Origin of the sequence: Pseudomonas sp. St316, assembly GCF_018325905.1 — a bacterium.
Taxonomy (GTDB): domain Bacteria; phylum Pseudomonadota; class Gammaproteobacteria; order Pseudomonadales; family Pseudomonadaceae; genus Aquipseudomonas.
In genome coordinates, this window is the sequence record NZ_AP021901.1 from 947,048 (window position 1) to 958,433 (window position 11,386).

Consider the following 11,386-nt stretch of genomic DNA (forward strand, 5'->3'; position numbering starts at 1 on the left):
TCATGGGTTTGGCAAAAGGATTGATCGGCTTGCTGCTGGCTGTACCGCTGCTGGCTTCGGCCGAGGAAATCGGCCAGGTGTCGACGGTGTTCAAGTTTGTCGGGCCCAATGACCGGATCGTGGTCGAGGCGTTCGATGATCCCAAGGTGGATGGCGTGACTTGCTACCTGTCGCGGGCCAAGACCGGCGGTGTAAAGGGCGGCCTGGGCTTGGCCGAGGATCGCGCCGAGGCGTCCATCGCCTGTCGCCAGGTCGGGCCTATCAGCTTCAAGGGTGAGCTCAAGGACGGCGAAGAAGTGTTCCGCGAGCGCACTTCGCTGGTGTTCAAGACCATGCAAGTGGTGCGATTCCTCGACAAGAAGCGCAATACATTGGTGTACCTGGTCTACAGCGATCGCGTGATCGAAGGCAGCCCGCAGAACGCGGTGACGGCTATTCCGATCTTGCCGTGGCGTTAAGTCTCAAATAATGGGCGAGCCGATCGGCTCGCGCTTTCAATATCTATGAATGTGTTGTGCTTCAGGCGCGAAGGGATTCGTATGCGTGGGTTTTTGTTGTTGTTTGTGCTGGGTTGTTCGGTTTGCGTCGGGGCGTTGGCGGAACCGTTTTATAACGCAAAGCCCTTGGCTCATCCGGTGATCAAGGTCTCCCAGGAGAGTGGTGCGACCCTGGCCTTTATCCGTGAGGCGCAGGGTGTCGTCGGCTATTCATGCCTGTGTGATTCGCCGGATGGCGTCCCGCAAGTGCTCGACAGGTATGGCGATGCGAGTATCGAGTCGGTGTTCTACGCCAGTCTCGACAGCGATCTCCAGACGCTGGTCGTGCTGTCACGGGCAAGGGGGCAGTACGCGCTTCATGGTTATCGCTTCGTGCCGTCCACCGGTATGTATCGCCGGCTTGAGACGCTGCAGCCGGTGTTGGATCGTATCGCCGCTGATCGCAAGGTCCTCACTGCCGCGCTGGTCCAGAAAGAACTGGGCAAGTTGCCGCCCTACGATTACAGCGCTGTGTTACCCAGGACCGGTATCGCCGAGTTCGACACGCTGGAGCCCGCGAGTGGCACGCTGGTGGGGTACTTCGGCGTCGACGGTGTCCCGGCGTCAGTGGGGCAGCCGCCAGAGGACCCTCATCGCGACACCTACAAAAAGACGTTTCAGCAGCGCGAAGGGCGCTGGCTCACGCTGACTTATGAGCGCGTGCCGCCTCGGGACGAGGATGTGGGCGCTGCCTATCGTGTCAGCAGGATGACCTGGGAAACCGATCCAAAGGTGTACCAGGGCTCCGAGGACGGGGCCTGGGCGGCCTTGGGGAATGGGCGGCTCTGGGCGCTGGGTGTTTATGTCCAAGGCAAGAGGTCGGGCAAGTGGGCGCAATTCGATGAGTCGGGCTACGCGTCCACCGGCGCCTATGTGGATGGGCTGCGCCAGGGGCCGTGGGTTGTCAGTGATGGGGGTGCGGTTTCCAAGGGCATGATCGTTGATGACTTCTATGAGGGGCGCTGGACGATCGAGGTGCGCGACGACGAGGGGCAGATGTCCGGCTTCGATACTTACAAGCACGGGGATTTCGACGGGCCTTCCGAGCGCGTGCGTCATGGGGAGGTTGTCCAGCGCGGCAATTTCGTGGCGGGCCAGCAGCACGGCGACTGGAAAATGCCTTGGGGTGAGGGGCGTTACGTGCAGGGTGTCCGGGAAGGTCGTTGGAAATTGAATGTAGAGGGTGGTGCTGTCCAGACCGTGGATTTCGTCGCTGATAAGAAGCAAGGCGAATTGCGCGAAGTGGATGCCGCAGGTGTCTTGCGGCTCGTCGAGCATTACCGCGCGGGTGTGCTGGATGGCTTGAAGGAAACCTACGCAGCGAATGGCAAGCTCACCTATTCGGCCAACTATGCCAATGGCCAAATCGAAGGGCGCGCCCTGACCTACAGTGATGACGGTGAGGTGCTGCTTTCGGATATTTCGTGGCGGCAGGGTTCGAAAGAGGGGCCGTTTCGCCTCTATCACCCCAATGCTCAGCCCGACACCGTGGCAACCTACGAGGGGGATGAGCCCATTGGGAATCTGCAATCCTTTGATGCGAATGGCGTGCTGATCGCTGACAGGAACTACTGTCATGTGCCTGATGGCAAGTACACCAGCATCAAGCGTTGCGGTAGGCAGCGAGGGGCTTTCAACAACGGCCATTTCGACTCTGAGAGCGAGTATCTGTTCGGAAATGAGCAAAGTGCTCGCCACACCCAGGATGGGCGTAACGTCCGGGAGGTGTTGTTGGAGCCGGATGATCGCGTCATTCACAGGGAGTACTACCCCGACGGTCAGTTAAAGTTCTCCGAGGTCAAGCGGGGCTTTCGTCTGATAACGGTCGAGGGGAAGGAATACAAGGATTACTCATATGCCAAGCGTGAAGGTGAGACGGTCTACTACTACCCGACGGGCGTGGTCGAGCGTCGCATGAGCTTCAAGGATGACAAGATAGTGGGGTGTTACACCGGCTACGATGAGGCCGGTGTACAGAATTTTCCACCTCCTGGCGGTTGCCCTCCGCCCAAGCCGGTGGTTTTCAATTTTGGTGAGTAGGCTCCCGCAGGAGGTGGGTGCAGGGCTTATGCCCACTGAAGATCCAATGTGGGAGCGAGCTTGCTCGCGATGACGGCAGTGCAGTCACCCTTTCCGTCATCTGATCCAACGCCATCGCGAGCAAGCCCGCTCCCGCAGGAGAGGGGCTGCTCTGGTTGAGGGGTAAATCCCAGGCAATAAAAAACCGACCCGGAGGTCGGTTTTTTAACGAGCGCGTCGCTTAGGCAGCAGCGGCAACGTTCAGGGCCTTTACGTGGCCATTCAGGCGGCTCTTATGGCGAGCAGCCTTGTTCTTGTGGATGATGCCTTTATCGGCCATGCGGTCGATAACTGGCACAGCCAGAACGTAAGCAGCTTGAGCTTTTTCAGCGTCTTTTGCGTCGATGGCCTTAACTACGTTCTTGATGTAGGTACGGACCATGGAACGCAGGCTGGCGTTGTGGCTGCGACGCTTCTCAGCCTGTTTTGCACGTTTTTTGGCGGAAGGTGTGTTGGCCACCGTCGAGCTCCTCGAAAGACTTTTTGGGAAATAGCAAACAAAATAGGCCGCGAATCATGCCGATGAGTTGAAGTCTTGTCAAGGGCGGGTGACGCGTTCCGCTGAATGGCAGGTGCTGCGCACCGAAGGATTTCTTTCCGGCGTGCGACCTGTAAACTCGCGGGCTTTGGCTCTGCACTGTTTAGCGGCGCGGAGTATCGCACAAGTGGGCGCGTTGTTCGCCTGCTGTTTATCGACAGGCAAAAACTCTTTTCATGAATCTGCTCAAATCGTTGGCTGCCGTTAGCTCTATCACGATGCTTTCCCGCGTCCTGGGGTTCGTTCGCGATACGTTGATCGCACGGATATTCGGCGCCGGGATGGCCACCGACGCCTTCTTCATCGCTTTCAAGTTGCCCAACCTGCTGCGGCGGATCTTTGCCGAGGGGGCGTTTTCCCAGGCCTTCGTGCCGATCCTGGCGGAATATAAAAGCCAGAAGGGCGACGAAGCGACCCGTACGTTCATTGCCTACGTCACCGGCCTGCTGACGTTGGTGCTGGCGCTGGTCACGGCTGCCGGCATGCTTGCCGCGCCGTGGGTGATCTGGGCCACGGCCCCGGGTTTTACGGATACGCCAGAAAAGTTCCAGCTCACCTCGGACCTGCTGCGGGTGACCTTTCCTTATATATTGCTGATTTCCCTGTCGTCCCTGGCCGGGGCGATCCTCAATACCTGGAACCGCTTTTCCGTACCGGCCTTTGTGCCGACCCTGCTCAACGTCAGCATGATCGTGTTCGCGGTGTTCCTGACGCCGTATTTCGATCCGCCGGTGATGGCTCTCGGCTGGGCAGTGCTGGTGGGTGGCCTGGCGCAATTACTCTATCAACTGCCGCACCTGAAAAAGATCGGCATGCTGGTGCTGCCACGGCTGAACCTGCGCGACAGTGGTGTGTGGCGGGTGATGAAGCAGATGTTACCGGCGATCCTCGGGGTGTCGGTGAGCCAGATTTCCTTGATCATCAACACCATCTTTGCCTCGTTCCTGGTGGCAGGCTCGGTGTCGTGGATGTATTACGCCGACCGCCTGATGGAATTGCCGTCCGGCGTGCTGGGGGTGGCCCTGGGCACGATCCTGCTGCCAACCCTGGCCAAGACCTACGCCAGTCAGGACCGCCAGGAGTACTCGCGCATCCTCGACTGGGGCCTGCGCCTGTGTTTCGTGCTGGTCTTGCCCTGTTCCCTGGCCCTGGGAATCCTGGCTGAGCCGTTGACGGTTTCGCTGTTCCAATACGGTCAATTCAATGCGTTCGACGCCTCGATGACCCAGCGTGCGCTGATCGCTTACTCGGTGGGCCTGCTTGGGATCATCGTGATCAAGGTGCTGGCGCCGGGGTTCTATGCCCAGCAGAACATTCGCACGCCAGTGAAAATCGCCATTTTCACCTTGGTGATGACCCAGTTGTTCAACCTGTTGCTCATCGGCCCGTTGGCCCACGCCGGCCTGGCCCTGGCGATCAGCGCCGGCGCGTGTCTCAACGCCGGCCTGCTGTTTTACCAGTTGCGCAAGCAGAAGATGTATCAGCCGCAGCCGGGCTGGGGCAAGTTCGGGCTCAAGCTGTTGGTCGCCGTGGCGGTGATGTCGGCGGTTTTGCTGGGGGCGATGCATTTCATGCCGGCTTGGGGCGAAGGGCAGATGCTCGCGCGTTTCCTGCGCCTGGGGGCGCTGGTGGTTGCCGGCGTGGTGGCGTATTTCGGCATGTTGCTGCTGATGGGGTTCCGTCTGCGTGACTTCAACCGCAAGGCCTTGAGCTGAGGGCAAGCCCTCGATAATCCCGGGGCGGGCAGTGGTTTTGTCGGTTCGATCACTTTGGGGTGCGGTGTTGCCTGTCGTCGGCCGCCGGGTGTGGTTATAATCGGCCACTTTATGAGCAAGAAGCGCGTTATGCAGCTGGTTCGAGGCCTCCACAACCTGCGCCCCCAACATCGGGGCTGTGTCGCCACTATTGGCAACTTTGACGGTGTTCACCGTGGCCACCAGGCTATCCTGGCGCGGCTGCGCGAGCGCGCGCTGGAATTGGGTGTGCCCAGCTGCGTGGTGATCTTCGAGCCGCAGCCCCGGGAGTTTTTCGCCCCGGACACCGCCCCGGCCCGTCTGGCCCGGTTGCGGGACAAGCTGCAACTGCTGGCGGCCGAAGGCGTCGACCGAGTCCTGTGCCTGGCCTTCAACCAGCGCCTGAGCAAGCTCAGTGCCGCCGAATTCGTCGAGACCATCCTGGTGGACGGTCTCGGTGTGAAGCATCTGGAAGTCGGCGATGATTTTCGTTTTGGTTGCGACCGGTCCGGGGATTTCGATTACCTGCAACAAGCAGGTGTCGCCCAGGGTTTTACCGTCGAAGCAGCGCAGACTGTCGAGATGGATGGCTTGCGCGTCAGCAGTACCCAAGTCCGCAATGCCCTGGCGGCTGCCGACTTCGAATTGGCCGAGCGCTTGCTTGGCCGGCCGTACCGGATTGCCGGGCGGATCCTGCACGGGCAGAAACTGGCGCGCCAATTGGGCACGCCGACGGCCAACGTGCAGCTCAAGCGTCGTCGTGTGCCGCTGACCGGGGTGTATCTGGTGAGTGTCGAGATCGACGGCAAGACCTGGCCCGGCGTCGCCAACATCGGCGTGCGGCCTACGGTCCAGGGCGATGGCAAGGCCCACCTTGAAGTACATGTTCTGGATTTTGCCGGCGATCTGTATGACCGGCGTTTGACGGTGGTTTTCCACCATAAGCTGCGTGAAGAGCAGCGTTTTGCCTCTCTGGAGGCGCTCAAGACGGCGATCCATGCAGATATCGCCGCCGCCCGTGCCCTTGTCGCAACCAGCGCCAATCGCTAATGAAGAGCCTTAAATGACCGACTATAAAGCCACGCTAAACCTTCCGGACACCGCCTTCCCAATGAAGGCCGGCCTGCCTCAGCGCGAACCACAGATTCTGCAGCGTTGGGACAGCATTGGCCTGTACGGAAAGTTGCGCGAAATTGGCAAGGATCGTCCGAAGTTCGTCCTGCACGACGGCCCTCCGTACGCCAACGGCACTATCCACATCGGTCACGCGCTGAACAAGATTCTCAAGGACATGATCATCCGCTCCAAGACCCTGTCGGGTTTTGATGCGCCGTACATCCCGGGCTGGGACTGCCACGGCCTGCCGATCGAACACAAGGTCGAAGTGACCCACGGCAAGAACCTGGGCGCGGACAAGACCCGCGAACTGTGCCGTGCCTACGCCACTGAGCAGATCGAAGGGCAGAAGTCCGAATTCATCCGCCTCGGCGTGCTGGGCGACTTCGCCAACCCGTACAAGACCATGGACTTTACGAACGAAGCCGGCGAAATCCGTGCCCTGGCGAAAATCGTCGAGGGCGGCTTCGTGTTCAAGGGCCTCAAGCCGGTGAACTGGTGCTTCGATTGCGGTTCGGCCCTGGCCGAGGCGGAAGTCGAGTACGAGAACAAGAAGTCCTCGACCATCGACGTTGCCTTCCCGATTGCCGATGACGACAAGCTCGCCACCGCTTTCGGCCTGGGCAAGCTGGCCAAGCCGGCCTCGATCGTGATCTGGACCACCACCCCGTGGACCATCCCGGCCAACCAGGCGCTGAACGTCCACCCGGAATTCAACTACGCCCTGGTCGATGTCGGCGACAAGCTGCTGGTGCTGGCCGAAGAGTTGGTCGAATCCTGCCTGGCCCGCTACAACCTCGAAGGTTTGGTGGTCGCCACCGCGCCAGGTTCGGCGCTGGAGCTGATCAATTTCCGTCATCCGTTCTATGACCGCCTGTCACCGGTGTACCTGGCCGACTACGTGGAACTGGGCGCGGGCACCGGCGTGGTTCACTCCGCGCCGGCCTATGGCGTCGACGACTTCGTGACCTGCAAGAAATACGGCATGGTCAACGACGACATCCTCAACCCGGTGCAGAGCAACGGCGTATACGCGCCGTCGCTGGAGTTCTTTGGCGGCCAGTTCATCTGGAAAGCCAACCCGGCCATCGTCGACAAACTGACCGAAGTGGGTGCGCTGCTGCACACCACCGTCATCGAACACAGCTACATGCACTGCTGGCGGCACAAGACCCCGCTGATCTACCGCGCCACCGCGCAGTGGTTCATCGGCATGGACAAGCAGCCAGCCAGCGGTGACACCCTGCGCCAGCGTTCGCTCAAGGCCATCGAAGAGACCCAGTTCGTGCCGGCCTGGGGCCAGGCGCGCCTGCACTCGATGATCGCCAACCGTCCGGACTGGTGCATCTCCCGCCAGCGCAACTGGGGCGTGCCGATCCCGTTCTTCCTGAACAAGGAAAGCGGCGAGCTGCACCCGCGCACCGTCGAGTTGATGGAAGAAGTTGCCCGGCGCGTCGAAGCCGAAGGCATCGAAGCCTGGTTCAAGATGGATGCCGCTGAGCTTTTGGGCGACGAAGCGCCGCTGTACGACAAGATCAGCGACACCCTGGACGTCTGGTTCGACTCCGGGACCACCCATTGGCACGTGCTGCGCGGTTCGCACCCGATGGGCCACGAGAGCGGCCCGCGTGCCGACCTGTACCTGGAAGGCTCGGACCAGCACCGTGGCTGGTTCCATTCGTCGCTGCTGACCGGTTGCGCCATCGACAACCACGCGCCGTATCGCGAGTTGCTGACCCACGGCTTCACCGTCGACGAGTCCGGCCGCAAGATGTCCAAGTCCCTGGGCAACGTGATCGCGCCACAGAAGGTCAACGACACCCTGGGCGCCGACATCATGCGCCTGTGGGTTGCGTCCACCGACTATTCCGGCGAGATGGCCGTTTCCGAGCAGATCCTGCAGCGCAGCGCGGACGCCTACCGGCGGATCCGTAATACCGCGCGCTTCCTGCTGTCCAACCTGACCGGTTTCAACCCGGCCACTGACCTGCTGCCGGCCGAAGACATGCTGGCGTTGGACCGTTGGGCGGTGGACCGTACCCTGTTGCTGCAACGCGAATTGCAGGAACACTACGGCGAATACCGCTTCTGGAACGTCTACTCCAAGATCCATAACTTCTGCGTGCAGGAGTTGGGCGGTTTCTACCTCGACATCATCAAGGACCGCCAGTACACCACCGGCGCCAACAGCAAGGCCCGTCGTTCGTGCCAGACCGCGCTGTTCCACATCAGCGAGGCGCTGGTGCGCTGGATCGCACCGATCCTGGCGTTTACCGCCGACGAGCTGTGGCAGTACCTGCCGGGCGAGCGTAACGAATCGGTGATGCTCAACACCTGGTACGAAGGCCTGACCGAACTGCCGCAAGGCTTCGAGCTGGATCGCGCGTATTGGGATCGCGTGATGGCGGTCAAGGCGGCGGTCAACAAAGAGATGGAGATCCAGCGCGCGGCCAAGGCCGTCGGTGGCAACCTGCAGGCCGAAGTGACCCTCTATGCCGACGATGCCCTGGACGCCGACCTGGCCAAACTGGGCAACGAACTGCGCTTCGTGCTGATCACCTCCACCGCCAGCGTCGCGCCTTTCGCGCAGGCGCCGGCCGATGCGGTGGCCACTGAAGTCAGCGGCCTGAAGCTCAAGATCGTCAAGTCGAACCACACCAAGTGCGCGCGTTGCTGGCACTGCCGTGAAGACGTCGGCGTGAATCCGGAGCATCCGGAAATCTGCGGTCGTTGCGTCGACAACATCAGCGGCGCCGGTGAGGTTCGTCATTATGCCTAACGCGGCGGGCCGCTTCGGGCGGCTGGGCTGGCTCTGGTTGAGTGTGCTGGTCCTGGTCATCGACCAGGCCAGCAAGTACTACTTCGAGAACTCGCTGACCCTGTACCAGCAGATCGTGATCATTCCCGACTACTTCAGCTGGACCCTGGCCTACAACACCGGGGCGGCATTCAGCTTCCTGGCCGACAGTTCGGGCTGGCAGCGCTGGCTCTTCGCCCTGATCGCCGTCGTGGTCAGCGCCGTGCTGGTGGTCTGGCTCAAGCGCCTGGGGCGCAATGAGACCTGGCTGGCCGTGGCGTTGGCCTTGGTGCTCGGTGGTGCCTTGGGCAACCTCTATGACCGCATCGTCCTGGGCCATGTCATCGATTTCATCCTGGTGCATTGGCAGAACCGCTGGTATTTCCCGGCGTTCAACTTTGCCGACAGCGCCATCAGCGTGGGCGCCGTGATGCTCGCCCTGGATATGTTCAAGAGCAAGAAAACCGGAGAAGCCGTCCATGACTGAGCAGCGTATCGCTCAAAACACTGAAGTGAAGCTTCACTTCGCCCTGTACCTGGAAAACGGTGACACCGTCGACAGCACCTTCGACAAGGCTCCGGCGGTGTTCAAGGTCGGTGACGGCAACCTGCTGCCAGGCTTCGAAGCGGCGATCTTCGGCTTCAAGGCCGGCGACAAGCGCACCGTGGTCGTACCGCCAGAAAACGCCTTTGGTCAGCCCAACCCGCAAAACGTGCAGACCATGCCACGCTCCCAGTTCCAAGACATGGAACTGTCCGAGGGCTTGCTGGTGATCTTCAACGACGCGGCCAATACCGAGCTGCCGGGTGTGGTGAAGGCGTTCGACGACGCCCAGGTGACCGTGGACTTCAACCATCCGCTGGCGGGCAAGACCTTGAACTTCGAAGTGGAAATCCTCGAGGTCAAGGCGGTTTAAGGTTTATCGGGCAGCATTGGCTGCCACTCGATTGACTGTGGGAGCGAGCTTGCTCGCGATTGCGGAGTCACTGCCAGTGCAGGGATGACAGATCCACCGCCATCGCGAGCAAGCTCGCTCCCACACTGAGTTGCATTGATCCAATTTCCTGCGCAAGACACGAGGCACAGCATGCAAATCAAACTCGCCAACCCCCGTGGCTTCTGCGCCGGTGTGGACCGGGCGATCGAAATCGTCAACCGCGCCCTGGAAGTCTTCGGGCCGCCGATCTACGTGCGCCACGAAGTGGTCCACAACAAATTCGTCGTCGAAGACCTGCGTAGCCGCGGGGCTATTTTCGTCGAGGAACTGGACCAGGTGCCGGACGACGTCATCGTGATCTTCAGCGCCCACGGGGTTTCCCAGGCAGTACGCACCGAAGCCGCCGGCCGTGGCCTGAAGGTCTTCGACGCGACGTGCCCACTGGTGACCAAGGTGCACATCGAAGTGGCGCGCTACAGTCGTGACGGTCGCGAATGCATCCTGATCGGTCATGAAGGCCATCCTGAAGTCGAAGGCACCATGGGCCAATACGATGTCAGCAACGGCGGTGCGATCTACCTGGTCGAAGACGAGGAGGACGTTGCAGCCCTGCAGGTTCGCAACCCTGAGAGCCTGGCTTTTGTGACCCAGACGACCCTGTCCATGGACGACACCAGTCGTGTGATCGACGCCCTGCGCTCGCGCTTTCCGGCCATCGGCGGCCCGCGCAAGGATGACATCTGCTACGCCACCCAGAACCGTCAGGATGCGGTCAAGCAACTGGCCAACGAATGCGATGTGGTGCTGGTCGTTGGCAGCCCGAACAGCTCCAACTCCAATCGCTTGCGTGAGCTGGCCGAGCGCATGGCCACCCCGGCCTACCTGATCGACGGTGCCGAGGACATGCAACGCAGTTGGTTTGATGGCGTCGAGCGCATCGGCATCACCGCCGGCGCTTCCGCGCCGGAAGTCCTGGTGCGTGGCGTGATCCAGCAATTGCAGGCCTGGGGCGCAACGGGTGCCGATGAACTGGCCGGTCGCGAGGAGAACATCACGTTCTCGATGCCGAAAGAGTTGCGCGTGCGCTCCTTGCTTTAAGTCCTTTCTCGCACAGCGCCTCCTCGGCCTCGACGCTTTCCAGGCGGACGCGGCCGGAAGGCGCCAGTATCACTTGATGGTGGCTGACCGGCCCGCGTTTGGCGCAGACATGCAACCTGCCGGCCAGGAATGCTCCACTGGAATGCAGTGCTTCTCCCTGGTTGCCGAATCTCACCCGGCGTCTCATCGGCTGGTTGCCGATCACACGGGCGCTTGCGGTGCGCTCCATCAGCAAGGTTTTTTCCTTGTTGTCCAGCATGATCCGCCAACCCTGGCCCCAATCGTTGTCGATCCCTTGTATCAATACGCTGCGGTTACGCGTGATGGCTTCGCTGCGGGCAATGCGCAACCCGCTGATCAGCAACTGCGCGGTGTCCTCGCGTTCGATGGATTCGATCAGCTCTTTGTAGCTCCCGCCGGCCCACGGCAGAACAATTGCGGCAATTGCCAGTCCCATGAGCAGTTCGATCAGGCTGAAACCCTGTTGATACATGACGTCTCCTCCCTGGAGAGCTTGTTGTGGCGAGGGTGTGTAACAGTTCCAAAAAATG

Annotated in this window: 10 protein-coding genes; 8 read left to right on the forward strand and 2 right to left on the reverse strand. The window is 60.9% G+C overall.

What is annotated here, in order from left to right; translation table 11 throughout:
- Positions 1–2 precede the first annotated feature (2 nt).
- Both KI237_RS04125 and KI237_RS04130 read left to right on the forward strand, forming a co-directional pair.
- Positions 3–458, forward strand: coding sequence for a CreA family protein (locus tag KI237_RS04125; protein WP_003205733.1), 456 nt, complete (start codon positions 3–5; stop codon positions 456–458).
- Positions 459–539: 81 nt separating this feature from the next.
- Positions 540–2,576, forward strand: coding sequence for a toxin-antitoxin system YwqK family antitoxin (locus tag KI237_RS04130; RefSeq protein WP_212798912.1), 2,037 nt, complete (start codon positions 540–542; stop codon positions 2,574–2,576).
- A 220-nt stretch (positions 2,577–2,796) separates the two neighbouring features.
- Here the strand turns inward: KI237_RS04130 and rpsT are convergent, their stop codons facing one another.
- Entirely contained in the window at positions 2,797–3,075 is a 279-nt protein-coding gene (rpsT, locus tag KI237_RS04135; protein ID WP_003185593.1) for a 30S ribosomal protein S20, read from the reverse strand.
- A 254-nt stretch (positions 3,076–3,329) separates the two neighbouring features.
- Between rpsT and murJ the strand changes: the two genes are divergently transcribed.
- The 6 genes from murJ (at position 3,330) to ispH (ending at position 10,835) form a co-directional block, all read left to right on the forward strand.
- Positions 3,330–4,868 carry a murein biosynthesis integral membrane protein MurJ gene (murJ, locus tag KI237_RS04140; RefSeq protein ID WP_212798913.1) on the forward strand — a complete coding sequence of 513 codons (1,539 nt, stop codon included), beginning with the start codon at positions 3,330–3,332 and terminating at the stop codon, positions 4,866–4,868.
- Positions 4,869–4,997: 129 nt separating this feature from the next.
- On the forward strand, positions 4,998–5,936 hold the full coding sequence (ribF, locus tag KI237_RS04145) for a bifunctional riboflavin kinase/FAD synthetase (protein ID WP_212798914.1): 939 nt from the start codon (positions 4,998–5,000) through the stop codon (positions 5,934–5,936).
- 13 nt (positions 5,937–5,949) lie between these two features.
- Complete coding sequence (gene ileS, locus KI237_RS04150) at positions 5,950–8,781, forward strand: isoleucine--tRNA ligase (RefSeq protein ID WP_212798915.1); 2,832 nt, start codon at positions 5,950–5,952, stop codon at positions 8,779–8,781.
- The gene (lspA, locus tag KI237_RS04155; protein WP_212798916.1) at positions 8,774–9,286 is read left to right on the forward strand and encodes a signal peptidase II; all 513 of its coding nucleotides are present in this window, start codon (positions 8,774–8,776) and stop codon (positions 9,284–9,286) included. Before ileS ends, lspA begins: the two co-directional genes overlap by 8 nt.
- On the forward strand, positions 9,279–9,716 hold the full coding sequence (gene fkpB / locus KI237_RS04160; RefSeq protein WP_003205723.1) for an FKBP-type peptidyl-prolyl cis-trans isomerase: 438 nt from the start codon (positions 9,279–9,281) through the stop codon (positions 9,714–9,716). The genes lspA and fkpB overlap by 8 nt, the downstream gene beginning before the upstream one ends.
- Before the next feature lie 171 nt (positions 9,717–9,887).
- Positions 9,888–10,835: a 4-hydroxy-3-methylbut-2-enyl diphosphate reductase gene (gene ispH, locus KI237_RS04165; RefSeq protein WP_212798917.1), complete on the forward strand. Its 948-nt coding sequence runs from the start codon at positions 9,888–9,890 to the stop codon at positions 10,833–10,835.
- On the opposite strand, the gene KI237_RS04170 is transcribed toward ispH, so the two are convergent.
- Positions 10,789–11,328: a GspH/FimT family pseudopilin gene (locus tag KI237_RS04170; protein ID WP_212798918.1), complete on the reverse strand. Its 540-nt coding sequence runs from the start codon at positions 11,326–11,328 to the stop codon at positions 10,789–10,791. The two genes, ispH and KI237_RS04170, sit on opposite strands and share 47 nt — an antisense overlap.
- Positions 11,329–11,386: the final 58 nt, after the last annotated feature.

Excerpts from the sequence above, each read along its gene's own strand:
- KI237_RS04125 (WP_003205733.1), top strand. The coding sequence starts at position 3 with ATGGGTTTGGCAAAAGGATTGATCGGCTTGCTGCTGGCTGTACCGCTG.
- KI237_RS04130 (WP_212798912.1), top strand. The coding sequence starts at position 540 with ATGCGTGGGTTTTTGTTGTTGTTTGTGCTGGGTTGTTCGGTTTGCGTC.
- murJ (WP_212798913.1), top strand. The coding sequence starts at position 3,330 with ATGAATCTGCTCAAATCGTTGGCTGCCGTTAGCTCTATCACGATGCTT.
- ribF (WP_212798914.1), top strand. The coding sequence starts at position 4,998 with ATGCAGCTGGTTCGAGGCCTCCACAACCTGCGCCCCCAACATCGGGGC.
- ileS (WP_212798915.1), top strand. The coding sequence starts at position 5,950 with ATGACCGACTATAAAGCCACGCTAAACCTTCCGGACACCGCCTTCCCA.
- lspA (WP_212798916.1), top strand. The coding sequence starts at position 8,774 with ATGCCTAACGCGGCGGGCCGCTTCGGGCGGCTGGGCTGGCTCTGGTTG.
- fkpB (WP_003205723.1), top strand. The coding sequence starts at position 9,279 with ATGACTGAGCAGCGTATCGCTCAAAACACTGAAGTGAAGCTTCACTTC.
- ispH (WP_212798917.1), top strand. The coding sequence starts at position 9,888 with ATGCAAATCAAACTCGCCAACCCCCGTGGCTTCTGCGCCGGTGTGGAC.
- KI237_RS04170 (WP_212798918.1), bottom strand. The coding sequence starts at position 11,328 with ATGTATCAACAGGGTTTCAGCCTGATCGAACTGCTCATGGGACTGGCA.